Below are 15024 nucleotides of genomic sequence, written 5' to 3'. Positions count from 1 at the left end.
CCGGGCCGGCGCGACACGACCGTACTGTTGACGCTCGTGAAGGTCATCACCACGACGCTCCAGATGCTCCAGGCACCCGACCGGCCGCCGCGCGCGATCCCCGACGGTGTCCGGCTCGAACGGACCGTGGGGGTCCGCCCCGAGTACGCACGGTTCCTCTACGGCCTGGTCGGCGGCCCCTGGACCTGGACCGACCGCCTCGGGTGGACGCGCGAGCAGTGGGTCGCGGAGCTCCAGGTGCCGGGCACGGAGTTCTGGATCCTCTACGGCGACGACGGGCCGTGGGGCTACGTCCAGCTCCAGCCCGTCGTCGCCGAGGACGGCACGCACGTCGAGGTCCGGTACTTCGGGCTCGCGGAGCAGGCGATCGGTCGCGGGCTGGGCGGGGTGCTGCTCGAGCACGGGGTCGCGGCCGCGTGGTCGCTGCCGCGGCGGTTCGACCTCCCGCGGGTCGCCCGGGTCTGGGTGCACACGTGCTCGCTCGACGGACCCGCGGCCCTGGCGAACTACGAGGCCCGGGGCTTCGTGGTCTGCGGGACGGAGGAGACGGACGAGGACGTACCGTCGCAGCCGCTCGGTTCCTGGGCGTCGACGGGCGGACCTGTCGCCGGCGCGGAGCCCGCAGTCGGCGGCAGGTCCGCGGTCGGCGCGCAGCCCGCGGCCTGAGGCCGGGCCGGGCGGCGCGTCAGTCGTCGAAGGCGTCCCAGCAGATCGCGCTCCGGCGCCGCTGGTCGTCGAGGACCAGCTCCCGGACGGCGTCGGGGAGCTGGTCGCGCTGCCAGTCCCTCTCGGCGAGCCGGGCCGCCTCGCCGTCCTCGCCGCGCGCCGCCGCGTCGGCGGCAACGGACCGGATCGCGTACGCAGCGGCTCCCAGGTCGTGCGCGGCGACGTGGGCCACGGCGACGGCCTGGCCGGCCGCGAGCGCGGCGTACCTCGCCGGGGCGGGCAGGTCCCGTCCGGCGGCGTTCGCCGGGAACGCGGCCCGGTGCGCGTCCTTCATGGCCACCTCGCCGCGGATCCAGGCGCGTCCGACGTCGAGGGCCTCGCGCGGACGCGGGTCGTCGGGTGCGGCCTGCTCGAACAGGGGCAGGACGTGCTCGGCGCAGACCGCGGCCCACTCCGCGAGGAGGTGGTGGTCGTCGTCGGTGAGGGTGCCGCCTCGGCGCACGGTGATCAGCCGTGGGTCTCGGTCGGTGGGCAGGATCGGCATGGGCCGATCCTCCGGCACGCACGGCGCCTGTGCCAACGGTTGCCGACGGGTGCCGGCCGCCCCTCCAGGGCGACCGGCACCCGTCAGCCGTCAGTCGACCGTGACGGCGTCGAGCACCGGGAGCCGGGCCGCGCGCAGCGCGGGCCACCCGGCGGCCAGGACGCCGACGAGCACCGCGATGCCGACCATGGTCCCCAGCGCGGGCCAAGGGATCACGAGGTCGGTGAAGCCCGTGCTCGCGAACACGGTCGGCATCCCGGCGGCGAGGCCGACGCCGACCGCGAGGCCCAGCACCGTCCCGAACACGGCCGTGAGGACCGACTCGATGACGATCGTCCCGGCGAGCTGCGAACGGCCGAGCCCGACGGCCCGCAGGAGACCGATCTCGCGGGTCCGCTCGATCACGGACAGCGCGAGGGTGTTGACGATGCCGAGGATCGCGATGACGATCGACAGCCCCAGCAGCGCGTAGAGGATCGTGAGCATCTGGTTGACCTGGCTCGCGAGGGACGAGATGAACTCCTCGTTGTCCATGACGGACACGATCATGTAGGGCTTGGCCGCGGCGGTGACCGCGGTGTCCAGCTCTGCCTGGGTCACGCCGTCGGCGGCCTGGAGGAGCAGCATGGTCGACATCTCGGCGGGTGCTGCGGAGAGCTCCGCGAACACGGTGTCCGGCACGACGACGGGCACGCCCAGGGCGGGCGAGTCGAAGACCGAGCCGATCGTCACGTCGGCGCTGCCGAGCTGTGAGCGCAGCGTGAGCTCGTCGCCGAGCTCCCAGCCCTCGTCGTCGGCGGTCGCCCGCAGGACCGAGACCTGCCCGTCGGCGAGCGTGTCGAGGTCGCCCTCGACGGCCTCGGTGCGCCACGTCTGGCCGAAGAGGCTCGGGTCGACGCCGAGCACGAACAGTGCCGCCGCGTCGTCCGCGGCCTCGCCCGCTGCTCCGACGAAGTACCGGTCGGCGGTCATGGAGTCGGCCCGTCCGACCTCGGGCAGGTCGGAGATGTCGCTCACCGCGCCCGAGGGGACCGTGCCGGTCGCGGACTGCACCACGAGGTCGGCGAGGGACTCCTCGGTCACGATGTTCTTCATCGACGCCTGCATGGACGCGGCGAGGACCGACGCGGCGCCGACGAGCGACATCCCGATCATGAGGGCGCCCGCGGTGCTCGCGGTACGTCGCGGGTTGCGGGTCACGTTGCCCCGCGCGAGCGTCCCCAGCGGCTTGGCCCACGCGACGAACGGCGCGGACATGACGTGCAGGACGCCTCGGGCCACGACGGGCGCGAGCAGCAGCGTCCCGACGACGACGCCCACGGCACCGAGGCCGAGCAGGCCGCCGGTGCTCGCGGCGTCGTCGGCCGCGGCCTGGACGACGGCCAGCACGACGGCCCCGGCGCCGGCCCCGGCGACGACCGCGCCGATGATCCCGCGGACCCTGAGCGACCCGGCCTGGGCCGGGGAGTCGTCACGCATGGCCTCGACCGGGGCGACGAGCGCCGCGCGCCGGGCGGGCAGCGCGGCGGACGCGACCGAGACGACGATGCCCAGCACGAGCGAGACCACGATCATCGACGCGTCGACGGGGATCTCGCCCGCGAGGTCCATCCCCATGGACTCGAACACGGACTTGAGGGCGGTCACGAGCCCGAGCCCGCCGAGGATGCCGAGCGCACCGCCCAGCGTGCCGATGATCGCGGCCTGGACCAGGATCGAGGAGAACACCTGGAGCGGCGAGGCCCCGACCGCGCGGAGCAGGGCGAACTCGCGCTGACGCTGGCGGACCGTCATGGCGAACGTGTTCGCGATGATGAACCCGCCGACGAACAGCGAGATCCCGGCGAAGACCAGCAGGAACGTCTCGATGAATCCCAGCATCGACGCGATGTCCTCGCGGGCCTCGTCGCGTGCGACCTGGCCCGTGACGACCTCGACGGCCTCGGTCGGCGACGAGGCCTCCAGGGCGGCCGCGACGTCGTCGCGCAGCTCCTGCTCGCTCACCCCGTCCTCGGCGAGGACCGTGATGGCGGAGACCGCGCCGTCGGGCGCGAACGCCTCCGCCGCGGTGGCCTCGTCGAAGAACACGATGCTCGCCCCGGCCATCGAGGCGCCCATGTCGACGATCCCGGTCAGGGTCGCCTCGGTGATCTGCCCGGCGACGACGAGCGTCGTCGTGTCGCCGACCGCGAGGCCGCTGGCCTGCGCCGTGGCGGCCTCGAGCGCGAACTCTTCCGGGCCCGACGGCGCCGCCCCCTCCGTGAGCGGGGTCGCGGGGTCCTCGGCCCGGTAGGCGAGGCCGAACGTCGGGGCGCCCGTGGTGGGCGGCGGGGTGCCGTCCGCCCCGACGAGCACGAGCGGACCGGTGTAGTCGGCGAAGGCGTGCGCGACGCCGTCGACCTCCTCGATCGTGTCCGTGAGGTCGGCCGGGATCGGGTTGCGGACCGCGCCGGCGCTCGCGTTCTCCTGGGTGAGCGCGGACGACTCCTCCTCGCCGCGCACCAGGACGTCGGCGGACGAGCTGTCGACGATGCCGTCGAACGTCGCGGCGAGCATCTCGCGCAGCGAGAACGTGCCCGCGACGAACGAGACGCCGAGCACGACCGCGAGGATGGACATGCCGAGGCGCACGAGGTGCGCCCGGACGTTGCGCAGGGCGACGCGCAGCATCAGGCGGCCGCCTTCTTGCGCGTGAGGGAGCCCAGGACCGCGAGGACGGAGTCGGGCGTCGGGTCGGTGACCTCGTCGACGATGCGGCCGTCCGCGAGGAACAGGACGCGGTGCGCATAGCTCGCGGCGACCGGGTCGTGCGTGACCATGACGACCGACTGCCCCAGGTCGTCGACCGACTCGCGCAGGAACGTCAGGACCTCGCGCGAGGACGTCGAGTCCAGGTTCCCCGTGGGCTCGTCGGCGAACACGACGGACGGCTTGGAGACCAGGGCGCGCGCGCACGCGACGCGCTGCTGCTGCCCGCCGGACAGCTCGGTCGGACGGTGCTTGAGCCTGTCCGTCAGCCCGACGGCGTCGACCACCTTCGCGAGGTACGCCCGGTCGACGGGCTTGCGCGCGATGTCGAGGGGCAAGGTGATGTTCTCCTCGGCCGTGAGCGTCGGGACGAGGTTGAACGACTGGAAGACGAACCCGAGCTGGGTGCGGCGCAGCTTCGTGAGCTGGCGCTGGTTCATCGTGGAGACGACGAGGTCGTCCACGACGACCGTGCCGGCCGTGGGGGTGTCGAGGCCCGCCATGCAGTGCATGAGCGTCGACTTGCCGGAGCCGGACGGGCCCATGATCGCGGTGAACCGACCACGCCCGAAGTCGACGTCGACGCCCGCGAGCGCGTGGACCGCCGTCGGGCCCTTGCCGTAGGTCTTGACGAGGCCCCGGGCCGTCGCGATCGCGTCGGAGCCTGAAGGGGGAGTGCCGCCGGCCGGGTCCGCCGCCCCCCCCGGGGGCGGGGGACGGGGCGGGGGGGGGGGGGGGGGCGGGGGGGGGGGCGGGGGGGGGGGCGGGGGGGGGGGCGGGGGCCGGGGGCGGGGGCGGGGGAGGGCATGTCGGGACTCTCTCTCGAGGGGTGCACGTACGGGACGGCGACCCGGTCGAGGGGAGTGGTGCGGTGGGGACCGCCCACGGTCGTCCCTCCGAGCCGCTGTGCTCATCCTGGCGGCGGCCCGGTGGGCGGAGCATCGGGGATCCCCCTGAAAGAACCCTGAACGTGACCCGAGAGCGTGGGGCGTCCGAGGTACGTCGTCCGACGGACGGTCGGCGGCGGGGAGTCCCCGGCTACGGCGGACGAGCTACGGCGGCTCGGCTACGGCGTCGGGGGCACACCCGGGTCGGCGGGCGGGGCGGGGTCGGTCGGGGGCGCGGGGTCGGTGGGCGGAGCAGGGTCGGTGGGTGTGGCCGGTGCGTCGTCCTCGGGCCTCTCGGCGGGCCTGGGTGCGGGCGCCTGGCCCAGCATCGCCGGGTCCGGGCCGGGGAAGCCCACGACGGGGAGGCCCTCGAGCGCGGTCTCCATGTAGGACCGCCACGTCGGCGCGGCCAGCGTCGAGCCGTACCAGCGCTTCTCGTAGTGCCCGTTGATCTTCATGTAGCTCATGGACACGTCGTTCTCGGCGTTGCCGATCCACACGGCGGTGACGAGCTGCGGCGTGTACCCGATGAACCAGGTGTGGTTGTTGTTGTTGGCCGTGCCGGACTTGCCGGCGCTCGGCCGGGAGAGCTGGGACTTCTTGGCGGTGCCCTGCGTCATGACGTTCTCCAGGGCGAACGTGACGGTGTTCGCGATCCGGGGGTCCACGGCTTCGGGGCGGCAGTTCGCGGACGGCACGGGCAGGTCGGCTCCGTCGGCCCCGACGACGCGGGTGATCGCGATGGGGTCGCAGTACGTGCCGCCGCTCGCGAACGTCGCGTAGGCGGCGGCCATCTGCAGGGGGGAGGAGTTCTGGGTGCCGATCGTCATGGTCGGCATGACGTGGATCGACGACGCGTCGCCCGTGATCTCGGCGGTGCGGGACGGGCGCAGCCCAGCGGTCCACGCCATGTCGCGAACCGCGCACAGGTCGAGCTGGGACTCCATCGACGCGTAGGCGGTGTTGACGGAGTTGAACGTGGCGCGCAGGACCGGGATCGACCCCTGGTCGGTCGAGCCGTCCGAGTTGCCCGGAGACCACGGGATGCGGTCGAGCCGGGCGCACGAGGCGTGGAAGTCGCGGGTCGGGACGAACGACCGCTTGTTCGCGTTCACGGTGTCGTTGAGCGTGCGGCCCGAGCGGAGCCACTCGGCGAGCGTGAACACCTTCCACGTGGATCCGGGGGAGAACCCGCTCGAGGAGCCGTGGAGCTGGTCGGAGCTGTAGTTGACGGCGGTGGTGCCGGGCGCAGGTTCCCTGGAGACGTCGTAGGGCCGGTTCTGAGCCATCGCGAGGATCTTCCCGCTGCCCGGCTCGACCGTCACGAGAGCGTCCTCGAGGCCGCTGGGGTCCGAGGGCGGGACCGCGGCCGAGATGTTCGCCTCGGCGGCCTGCTGCATGCGGGGGTCGAGCGTCGTGGTGATGTCGAGGCCGCCGCGGTAGAGAAGAGCCCGCCGGTCGGCCTTGGTCTCCCCGAACGCGGGGTCGGACGTGATGACCTTGGTGACGTAGTCGCAGAAGAACGCCGCCCCGCCCGCGGTCTGGCACCCGCCCGAGATGGGCTGCACGTGGAGAGTCGCGGGCAGCGGGGTCGCGACGGCTTCGTCGTGCTGCTGCTGCGTGATGTAGCCCTGCTCCAACATCTTGAGCAGCACCCGGTTGCGGCGCTTCTCGGAGTCGACGGGGTTGGTCACCGGGTCGTACTTGGTGGGGGCGTTGGTGACGCCTGCGATGGTCGCCGCCTCGACGACGCTGAGCTCGGACGCGTGCTTGCCGAAGTAGTGCAGGGACGCGGTCTCGACGCCGTAGACCCGGATGCCGAACTGGGCGATGTTGAGGTAGCCCTGGAGGATCTCCTCCTTGGTCATGACGGTCTCGAGCGAGATCGCGAGCTTGGCCTCGCGAGCCTTGCGGCCCAGCGTGTCGTCGCGGGCCGCGCGCATCGCCACCGGGTCGTCGTCGCGCACGGCCTGCTCGATCAGGACGTTCTTGACGTACTGCTGGGTGAGGCTGGACCCGCCCTGGGTGTCGCCGCCCGTGAAGTTGTTGACCGCGGCGCGGGTCACCCCTTCGGGGTCGATCCCGCCGTGCTCGTAGAAGCGGTGGTCCTCGATCGCGACGACCGCGTCCTTCATCGGCTGGGAGACCTGGTCCAGGGGGACCACGATGCGGTTCTCGGTGTAGAACGTCGCGAGGAGGGTGGTCCCGTCGCTGGCGAAGACGCTGGACTTCTCGGCCAGGGGGCCGGGTTCGAGCTCGTCGGGCAGCTCGTCGAACATCTGGGTGACGTCCTCGGCCGCGGCGTTCGCCCCTGCGGCGAGGGGCAGCAGGAGGCCGGCCGCGAGGACGCCCCCCACGGCCGACACGAGCAGGAAGGCCATCAGGAGCGCGAGCGCCTTGACGGCGGAGGTCTGCTGACGGGGTCGTGTGGACTGGCCCATCTGCCGACTGTACGTCCCGCGTACCCCGGCGGCTCGGCGAGCGGATCTTCGTTGTCGGGGCGTGACCTGGCGCTGTCGCGGGCGCGGGCGTCCCGGCGAGCTGACCGCAACCGAAGGGTTGCGGAAGCCCGCGTTCAGTGCAACCCTGAAGTTGCACATGTAGCCCTGCCAAGACCCGAGAGAGGAACGACCATGACGACCACCGACCAGCAGGCCTCGATCGACACCGAGGCGTTCCAGGTGACCCGCACGCTGCTCGTCCACGCCGCACCGTCGACGGTGTGGGCCGCGCTCACGCGCGACGACCTGATCGCCCGATGGTTCGGCCAGGAGGCCCGCCTGCCCGACCTGCGGGTGGGCGGCGAGGGCACGTTCGGCTTCGACGGGTACGGGCAGTTCGCCGTCCGCATCGAGGAGTACGACGAGCCCTCGGTCTTCGCCTTCACCTGGACCAACCAGGCCGGCGCCGAGCTGCGCCCCGACAACGCGACCCTCGTCCGGTTCACGCTGACCCCCGAGGGCGAGGGCACCGTGCTCGCCGTCGTCGAGTCCGGTTTCGAGCGTCTCGGGGACGGTGCCCAGCGCGCGATGGCCGACAACCGCTCGGGATGGACCAGCGAGCTCGACGAGCTCGTCGCGTTCGTCGAGGGGCCGGGCTTCCCGGCGGGGGCGCCCGTCGAGGACGTCGTGCGCCCCGCAGACGGCCCCGCGGCGTGAGCACCGAGACGCTGGCCCCCGTGTTCGCGGCGCTCGCCGACGACACGAGGTGGCAGATCCTCCAGGAGCTGGGGCGCGCGGACCTGTCGGCGTCCGCGCTCGCGACCGTGCTGCCCGTGACGCGGCAGGCGATCGCCAAGCACCTGACCGTGCTCGCCGAGGCCGGGCTGGTCGAGCCCGTGCGCGTCGGGCGCGAGGTCCGCTACCGCGCGATCGGGTCCCGCCTGGGCGAGACCGCCCGTGCGCTCGACGCGATCGGCGCCGAGTGGGACCGTCGCCTCGCCGCGATCAAGCGGATCGCGGAGGGGTAGCTCTCCGGTGCCCTCCCGGTGCCCTCCCGGTGCCGAGCATGCGGTTGGCGTCGTGATTGTCGTCCTTCGCGACGCCGACCGCATGCTCGAGGAGCGCCAGACGCATGCTCGGCACCGGTAGCGTGGGCGCGTGCCACTCACGCTCTGCGTCCTGCTCTGGGCCGTCGACGGCCAGGTCGAACCCCTCGCGCGCTACGAGGACGAGGTCCTCGCGCTCGTCCCCGTCCACGGCGGCCGGGTCACCTCACGGGTGAGGAGCGTGCCCGGTGAGGACTCGGCTCTCCCCGCCGAGGTGCAGGTCATCGAGATGCCCGACGACGGCGCGCTCGCCGCGTACATGGCCGACCCCGCCCGCGTGGCGCTCGCGGACGTCCGTGACCGGGTGGTCGCGCGCACGCAGATCGTGCGCGTGGAGCCGGTCGCGGGGTGACGGTGACCGGCGGACGCCGAGGGCGACCGGCACCCGCTGACGCTCGGCCCGCGATGACTGCCGCCGTCAGGCGCGGACCCGCGACGTGTCGCGGCGCAGGTAGCCCCATGCGAGGACTGCGCACACGACGCCGTTGACGAGCCCCGCGAGGACGTCGGTCAGCGAGTGCATGCCGCGGTAGAGCCGCGCGAAGCCGACCGCGAACGGCACCAGCACCGCGAGGACCGTGAGCGCGACCCGGAGCGCGGGGTTCTGCACGCGCTGCGCGAGGAGTGCGAGCGTCAGGTAGAACGCCGTGGACGCGCCGGTGTGCCCGCTCGGGAAGCTCGACGTGGGCGGGGCGTGGTCGAGCATGTCGACCTCGGGCCGCGTGCGACCCACGACGATCGACGACGTGAGGAAGATCAGGGCCTGGAGCGACACCGCGAGCGCGGGGACCAGGGCGAACCACCACTGCCTGGTCCGCCACCAGATGAGCGCAACCGCGAGCACGCACGCCCCGATGATGAACTCGGTCATCCCGATCGCGGACAGCATCTCGGTGACGGTGTCGAGGAACGGGGTCCGCAGGTCGACGAGGGCCTGGTTGACCCCGGCCTCGCCCGGCAGGTTCTCGAGCGGGCCTTTGATGAGGAATCCCAGCCCCACGATCGCCACCCACAGGGCGGCACCGGGCAGGAATGCCCGCAGCGCGATATCGCGGGCGACCTCTCGGCCGGTCGGTCGCGAGGTGTCGAGCTCGTAGCGGTGGACGAACGGGTGCACAAGGCCTCCAGGCGGGGGTCGGCGCGGGGCGGCCGGGCTGGACGCCACCGCGAGTTCCCGGACATTACGTGCACACGGGACGACTCGCACGGCGAGGCGCTCGCGGCCGCTGGGTAGGCTCGGCCGGTGCACCCACCCAGACGTGTCCTCGAAGAGTTCGGCGCCGTCGGGCCGGTGACGAGGCTCGACGGCGGACGCGGCAGGGCCTGGCGCGTCGGGGACACGGTGCTCAAGCCGCTCGACGTGCTCCCGGCCGAGCTCGGCTGGCTGCGGGACCACGCGCCGTCCGGCGGGGGCGACCTCCGGCTGAGCCTGCCGCTCGCGAGCCGGTCGGGCGACCTCGTCGTCGACGGCTGGACGGCGTTCCCGGTCCTCCCGGGCGAGCACGTCGCGGGCAGGTGGGCCCGGATCGCCGACGTGGCGCACCGCTTCGCCCAGGTGTTCGACGGCGCCGCTCGGCCCGCGTTCCTCGACGAGCGGACGCATGCCTGGGCCCGGGCGGACCGGCTCGCCTGGGGCGAGGGTGCGGTGCAGGTGCCCGACGACGTCCCGCACCTCCCTGCGCTGCTCGCCGCCCGGCGGATGGTCACGGACGCGTCGACGCTCGTCCACGGCGACCTCACGGGCAACGTGCTGTTCGACGACGACCTGCCGCCAGCGGTGATCGACCTGACGATGTACTGGCGGCCGGCGCGGTACTCGGTGGCGATCGTCGCGGTCGACGCGGTCTGCTTCGAGGGGGCCCCGCAGTCGCTGCTGGAGACCATCGACCCGGGGGAGGGCTTCGCGCAGCACCTCGTGCGCGCGCTGGTGTTCCGGATCGCGACGGACTGGTTCAACGAGCTGCCGTCCGGCGTCTACGACGCGTACACGGCGACTGCGGGACGGGTGCTCGACCTGGCGGCGCAGGGGCGTTGAGGACGCCTCTCGTACTGAGGCGTCGGGCGTCGGCGACCCGATCCGCCGTCGGGCAGGCCTGGAGCGGGGCCCGCGCGGCTGCGAGGATGCCTGGATGGCTGACGCGGAGACCTGGGACCTGCTCGACGACCAGGGCAGCCCGACCGGGGAGGTCCACCGTCGAGGCGAACCGGGATGGCCGCCGGGCCGCTTCCACCTCATGGTGGCGACGTGCGTCGTGCGGTCCGACGGGCTGGTCCTGCTGACCCGCCGCGCCGCGACCAAGACCTTCCCGCTCCTGTGGGAGATCCCCGGCGGCAGCGTGCTCGCGGGCGAGACCGGCGCACAGGCAGCCGTGCGCGAGGTGCGCGAGGAGACGGGGCTCGTCCTCGACGAGGGCGCGCTCGAGCGGGTGGGACGGGGCGTCGCAGGCGCGTCGTTCCTCGATGTCCACGTCGCGGCCGTGCCCGGGCGCCCACGGCTGGACCTCGACCCGGCCGAGGTCGACGACGCCACCTGGGTCACGTGGGCCGAGGTCGAGGCGCACCGCGCGGCAGGGCGGATACCCGCTCCCTGGGTCGGGTGCTTCGCCCCGCTCTGGCCGGACCTCGCCCGGAAGGTCGGGGAGGCGGCGGGCCGGGAGTGACGCCCGGTGCCGGACGTGCGCGAAGCGGGCCGGGAGCGGCCGGACCGACCCGTCTGCGGTCCTGCCGGGGGACAATGGGAGACAGCACTGTCTGCCGAGTTGAAGGAGTCTTCGTGGTCCAGGGAACTGTCCGATGGTTCGACGCCGACCGAGGGTTCGGTTTCATCGACCTCGGGAACGAGGCCGAGGACCTGTTCGTCCACGCGTCCGAGATCCTCGGTGACGACGGACCCAAGCTGCTCCGCGAGGGGCAGACCGTCGAGTTCGAGATGGGCGAGGGAGACCGTGGCCCGCAGGCGCGCCGCGTCCGTGTCACGGGCGACCGTGCCGCCGACGCGCCCGTGGGCGTGCTCGGCACGGTCAACTGGTACGAGCCGACCAAGGGATACGGGTTCGTCACGCCCGACGACGACCGCACCGAGATCTTCGTGCACAGCTCGGCGATCGTCGGGGGCGGGGTGATCACGGAGGGCCAGCGGGTGGCGTTCCTCGTCGTCGACGGCGAGAAGGGGCCGCAGGCCGACCACCTGCTGCCGCTCCGGGCCGAGGCCGTGCGGCCGGCCTCGGACGGCGCGGACGGCACCGTGTCCTGGTACGACGACGTCAAGGGCTTCGGGTTCGTCGCCCCCGACTCGGGCGGCGGCGACGTGTTCGTCCACGTGAGTGCTCTCGGCTCGGGGATGACCGAGCTCTCCGAGGGCGACCGCGTGACGTACGACGTCGTCGACGGCGACAAGGGCCCGAACGCCCGCAATGTGCAGCTCGCCCGCGGCTCCGGGGGCGGGCGTGGCGCCGTGGACCGTGGTCGGCCGGGCCGTCCCGCAGCATCCGGCGGGCCCGTGCGCGGAGGCGAGGGCACGGTTGCCCGCTACGACGAGGAGCGCGGCTTCGGCTTCATCACCCCCGACGACGGGGGCCTGGACCTGTTCGTGCACGTGTCGGTCGTGCGGGGCACCGAGGTCCTGGAGGAGGGTGACCGGGTCCGGTACAAGGTGCGCCAGAGCGACCGGGGACCTCAGGCGGACGCTGTCGAGCTGGCGTGATCGAGGAGTCTTCGTGAGCGGGTGGCCGGCCGGTTCCAGGTGAACCGGTCGGCCACCCGACGTGTATCTGCCTGCCGCTTGCCCGGGGACTCCCGGGAATACCCCGCCATACCCCATAGTTGAGCCTAGTGGACTCAAGTTCTGGCCCCCACCGCTTGCGCAGCGGGACGGACCGGCATAACTTGAGTGAAGACGACTCAACCGGCAGTCGGGTGGCGACACCCAGCAGGGGAAGGTCCGGACGTGCGCCCCACCACGCGCCGCCGGGCAGGGAACCACCGCGGGCTGCCGCACGGACATCGCACACGTCGCAGCACCAGCAACACAACGGAGGCACGAACATGGCACGAGCGGTCGGAATCGACCTGGGCACCACCAACTCGGTGGTCGCCGTCCTCGAGGGTGGGGAGCCCACCGTCATCGCGAACGCCGAGGGCGCTCGCACGACCCCGTCGGTCGTCGCGTTCTCGAAGACCGGCGAGGTCCTCGTCGGCGAGATCGCCAAGCGCCAGGCGGTCACCAACGTCGACCGCACCATCACGTCGGTCAAGCGCCACATGGGCACCGACTGGTCGGTCGAGATCGACGACAAGAAGTACAGCGCGCAGGAGATCTCCGCGCGCGTGCTCGGCAAGCTCAAGCGCGACGCCGAGGAGTACCTGGGCGAGCCCGTCACCGACGCGGTCATCACCGTCCCGGCGTACTTCAACGACGCCGAGCGCCAGGCGACCAAGGACGCCGGGCAGATCGCGGGCCTCAACGTCCTGCGCATCGTCAACGAGCCCACCGCCGCCGCTCTGGCCTACGGCCTGGAGAAGGGCAAGGAGGACGAGCTCATCCTCGTCTTCGACCTCGGTGGTGGAACGTTCGACGTCTCCCTCCTCGAGGTGGGCAAGGACGAGGACGACTTCTCGACCATCCAGGTCCGCGCGACCTCGGGCGACAACCGCCTCGGTGGTGACGACTGGGACAACCGCATCGTCGAGCACCTCATCCAGCAGGTGAAGAACAGCTCGGGCGTCGACCTGTCCAAGGACAAGATCGCGCTGCAGCGTCTGCGTGAGGCCGCCGAGCAGGCGAAGAAGGAGCTCTCGTCCGCGACGAGCACCAACATCTCCATGCAGTACCTCTCGATGAGCGAGAACGGCCCCATCCACCTGGACGAGAAGCTCACGCGCGCTCAGTTCCAGCAGATGACGCAGGACCTCATCGACCGGACCAAGGCGCCCTTCCACGCGGTCATCCGCGACGCCGGCATCTCCGTCAACGACATCGACCACGTCGTGCTCGTGGGTGGTTCCACCCGCATGCCCGCCGTGACCGAGGTCGTCAAGGAGCTCACGGGCGGCAAGGAGCCCAACAAGAGCGTCAACCCGGACGAGGTCGTCGCCGTCGGCGCCGCGCTGCAGGCCGGTGTCATCAAGGGCGAGCGCAAGGACGTCCTCCTGATCGACGTCACCCCGCTGTCCCTGGGCATCGAGACCAAGGGTGGCGTGATGACCAAGCTCATCGAGCGCAACACGGCCATCCCGACCAAGCGCAGCGAGGTGTTCTCGACCGCCGAGGACAACCAGCCGTCCGTGCTGATCCAGGTCTTCCAGGGTGAGCGCGAGTTCGCCCGCGACAACAAGCCGCTGGGCACGTTCGAGCTCACGGGCATCGCCCCGGCGCCGCGCGGCCTGCCGCAGATCGAGGTCACCTTCGACATCGACGCGAACGGCATCGTGCACGTCGGCGCGAAGGACCGCGGCACCGGCAAGGAGCAGAAGATGACCATCACCGGTGGCTCCGCGCTGCCGAAGGAGGACATCGACCGCATGGTCAAGGAGGCCGAGGAGCACGCGGCCGAGGACAAGAAGCGTCGCGAGGAGGCGGAGACCCGCAACCAGGCCGAGGCGTTCGTGTACTCGACCGAGAAGCTCGTCGCGGAGAACAAGGAGAAGATCCCCGCCGACGTCGTGACCGAGGTCGAGGCCGACATCGCGTCGGTCAAGTCCGCGCTCGAGGGCGAGGACGCCGAGGCCGTGAAGTCCGCCCACGAGAAGCTCCTGGCCTCGAGCCAGAAGATCGGCGAGGCGCTCTACGCGTCGGCCGAGCAGGAGCAGGCCGCGGGCGACCAGGGTGCCGCTGACGCGGACGCCGCTGCGGCCGCCGGTGCGACCTCTGCGCCCGACGAGGACATCGTCGACGCGGAGATCGTGGACGAGGACGACAAGAAGTGACGAGCGACGCGCAGGGCCCCGAGGAGCTCGGCTCCGAGGACCAGCCCTTCCACTTCACGGACAAGCGCAAGGTGACCCCGGAGGGGCAGCCCAAGGAGGCTGCCCCCGAGGGGGCCGGCTCCGTGCCCGGTTCGGCCGGGAACGACGCGGAGAGCGACCCGCTGGCCGGGCTCGACTTCGAGCCCACCGGCGAGGCCGGGGACGACGCAGCACTTCTCGCTGCGCAGTCCGAGGCGGCTGCCCACCTCGACGCCCTCCAGCGCGAGCGGGCCAGCTTCACCAACTACCGCAACCGGTCGCTGCGTGACCAGGAGGCCGCGCGCGTCAAGGGCGTCGAGGACGTCCTGGCCGCGCTCCTGCCGGTCCTCGACGACATCGACCGGGCGCGCCAGCACGGCGAGCTCGACGGCCCGTTCGTCGCGATCTCCGACAAGCTCGACGCGAGCCTGGCGAAGTTCGGCATCGAGCGGTACGGCGTCGTGGGCGAGGAGTTCGACCCGACCGTCCACGAGGCGCTCATGCACCAGGTGGACCCGGCCGCGACGTCGGCCACGGTCAACATGGTCATCGAGCCGGGCTACCGGATCGGCGAGAAGATCGTGCGCGCCGCGCGCGTCTCGGTCGTCGGACCGGAGTAGAGACACAGGTGGGTGCCAGGTCCCGCGGGACCGGGCACCCACCGACCCCGGCGCGGGGGGGGGGGGGGG

At 72.5% G+C, this 15024-nt stretch carries 14 protein-coding genes; 9 read left to right on the top strand and 5 right to left on the bottom strand.

The annotated features are described in order from the left end of the window. Window positions 1–36 precede the first annotated feature (36 nt). Window positions 37–666, top strand: coding sequence for a GNAT family N-acetyltransferase (locus H9640_RS05695; RefSeq protein ID WP_191789720.1), 630 nt, complete (start codon window positions 37–39; stop codon window positions 664–666). 19 nt (window positions 667–685) lie between these two features. Here H9640_RS05695 and H9640_RS05690 read toward each other — a convergent pair whose 3' ends face one another. The 4 genes from H9640_RS05690 to H9640_RS05675 all read right to left on the bottom strand — a co-directional run bounded on the left by H9640_RS05690 (window position 686) and on the right by H9640_RS05675 (window position 7286). Continuing rightward, entirely contained in the window at window positions 686–1210 is a 525-nt protein-coding gene (locus H9640_RS05690) for a putative immunity protein (protein ID WP_191789719.1), read from the bottom strand. A gap of 90 nt (window positions 1211–1300) precedes the next feature. Beyond that, window positions 1301–3880: an ABC transporter permease gene (locus H9640_RS05685; RefSeq protein ID WP_191789718.1), complete on the bottom strand. Its 2580-nt coding sequence runs from the start codon at window positions 3878–3880 to the stop codon at window positions 1301–1303. Further along, complete coding sequence (locus tag H9640_RS05680) at window positions 3880–4611, bottom strand: ABC transporter ATP-binding protein (RefSeq protein ID WP_191789779.1); 732 nt, start codon at window positions 4609–4611, stop codon at window positions 3880–3882. Before H9640_RS05680 ends, H9640_RS05685 begins: the two co-directional genes overlap by 1 nt. Window positions 4612–5024: 413 nt before the next feature. After that, window positions 5025–7286, bottom strand: a complete 2262-nt coding sequence (locus H9640_RS05675) for a transglycosylase domain-containing protein (protein WP_191789717.1) — start codon at window positions 7284–7286, stop codon at window positions 5025–5027. A 192-nt stretch (window positions 7287–7478) separates the two neighbouring features. Between H9640_RS05675 and H9640_RS05670 the strand changes: the two genes are divergently transcribed. The 3 genes from H9640_RS05670 (at window position 7479) to H9640_RS05660 (ending at window position 8744) form a co-directional block, all read left to right on the top strand. After that, the gene (locus H9640_RS05670; RefSeq protein ID WP_191789716.1) at window positions 7479–8003 is read left to right on the top strand and encodes an SRPBCC domain-containing protein; all 525 of its coding nucleotides are present in this window, start codon (window positions 7479–7481) and stop codon (window positions 8001–8003) included. Then, complete coding sequence (locus tag H9640_RS05665) at window positions 8000–8314, top strand: ArsR/SmtB family transcription factor (RefSeq protein ID WP_307824245.1); 315 nt, start codon at window positions 8000–8002, stop codon at window positions 8312–8314. Before H9640_RS05670 ends, H9640_RS05665 begins: the two co-directional genes overlap by 4 nt. A gap of 130 nt (window positions 8315–8444) precedes the next feature. Further along, window positions 8445–8744: a DUF1330 domain-containing protein gene (locus H9640_RS05660; protein ID WP_191789714.1), complete on the top strand. Its 300-nt coding sequence runs from the start codon at window positions 8445–8447 to the stop codon at window positions 8742–8744. A gap of 66 nt (window positions 8745–8810) precedes the next feature. On the opposite strand, the gene H9640_RS05655 is transcribed toward H9640_RS05660, so the two are convergent. Beyond that, window positions 8811–9509: a phosphatase PAP2 family protein gene (locus H9640_RS05655; protein ID WP_191789713.1), complete on the bottom strand. Its 699-nt coding sequence runs from the start codon at window positions 9507–9509 to the stop codon at window positions 8811–8813. Between the two features lie 126 nt (window positions 9510–9635). Here H9640_RS05655 and H9640_RS05650 point away from each other — a divergent pair, with 126 nt between their 5' ends. The 5 genes from H9640_RS05650 (at window position 9636) to grpE (ending at window position 14955) form a co-directional block, all read left to right on the top strand. Then, the gene (locus tag H9640_RS05650; protein ID WP_191789712.1) at window positions 9636–10427 is read left to right on the top strand and encodes a TIGR02569 family protein; all 792 of its coding nucleotides are present in this window, start codon (window positions 9636–9638) and stop codon (window positions 10425–10427) included. 94 nt (window positions 10428–10521) lie between these two features. Continuing rightward, on the top strand, window positions 10522–11052 hold the full coding sequence (locus tag H9640_RS05645) for an NUDIX hydrolase (protein ID WP_191789711.1): 531 nt from the start codon (window positions 10522–10524) through the stop codon (window positions 11050–11052). Window positions 11053–11165: 113 nt separating this feature from the next. Next, window positions 11166–12095, top strand: a complete 930-nt coding sequence (locus tag H9640_RS19585; RefSeq protein WP_191789710.1) for a cold-shock protein — start codon at window positions 11166–11168, stop codon at window positions 12093–12095. 341 nt (window positions 12096–12436) lie between these two features. Next, window positions 12437–14317 carry a molecular chaperone DnaK gene (dnaK, locus tag H9640_RS05635; protein ID WP_191789709.1) on the top strand — a complete coding sequence of 627 codons (1881 nt, stop codon included), beginning with the start codon at window positions 12437–12439 and terminating at the stop codon, window positions 14315–14317. Continuing rightward, a complete protein-coding gene (gene grpE / locus H9640_RS05630; RefSeq protein WP_191789708.1) occupies window positions 14314–14955 on the top strand; it encodes a nucleotide exchange factor GrpE in 642 nt (213 codons plus the stop codon). The genes dnaK and grpE overlap by 4 nt, the downstream gene beginning before the upstream one ends. Window positions 14956–15024 lie beyond the last annotated feature (69 nt).

This window comes from Oerskovia gallyi (genome assembly GCF_014836745.1).
Classification (GTDB): domain Bacteria; phylum Actinomycetota; class Actinomycetes; order Actinomycetales; family Cellulomonadaceae; genus Oerskovia; species Oerskovia paurometabola.
The sequence above is the reverse complement of the archived record's forward strand: the minus strand, read 5'-3'. Positions and strand labels throughout refer to the sequence as shown.

What these genes read in the sequence shown, in the direction of transcription:
- H9640_RS05690 (WP_191789719.1), bottom strand. Translation starts at nt 1,210, where the DNA reads ATGCCGATCCTGCCCACCGACCGAGACCCACGGCTGATCACCGTGCGC.
- H9640_RS05685 (WP_191789718.1), bottom strand. Translation starts at nt 3,880, where the DNA reads ATGCTGCGCGTCGCCCTGCGCAACGTCCGGGCGCACCTCGTGCGCCTC.
- H9640_RS05675 (WP_191789717.1), bottom strand. Translation starts at nt 7,286, where the DNA reads ATGGGCCAGTCCACACGACCCCGTCAGCAGACCTCCGCCGTCAAGGCG.
- H9640_RS05670 (WP_191789716.1), top strand. Translation starts at nt 7,479, where the DNA reads ATGACGACCACCGACCAGCAGGCCTCGATCGACACCGAGGCGTTCCAG.
- H9640_RS05645 (WP_191789711.1), top strand. Translation starts at nt 10,522, where the DNA reads ATGGCTGACGCGGAGACCTGGGACCTGCTCGACGACCAGGGCAGCCCG.
- dnaK (WP_191789709.1), top strand. Translation starts at nt 12,437, where the DNA reads ATGGCACGAGCGGTCGGAATCGACCTGGGCACCACCAACTCGGTGGTC.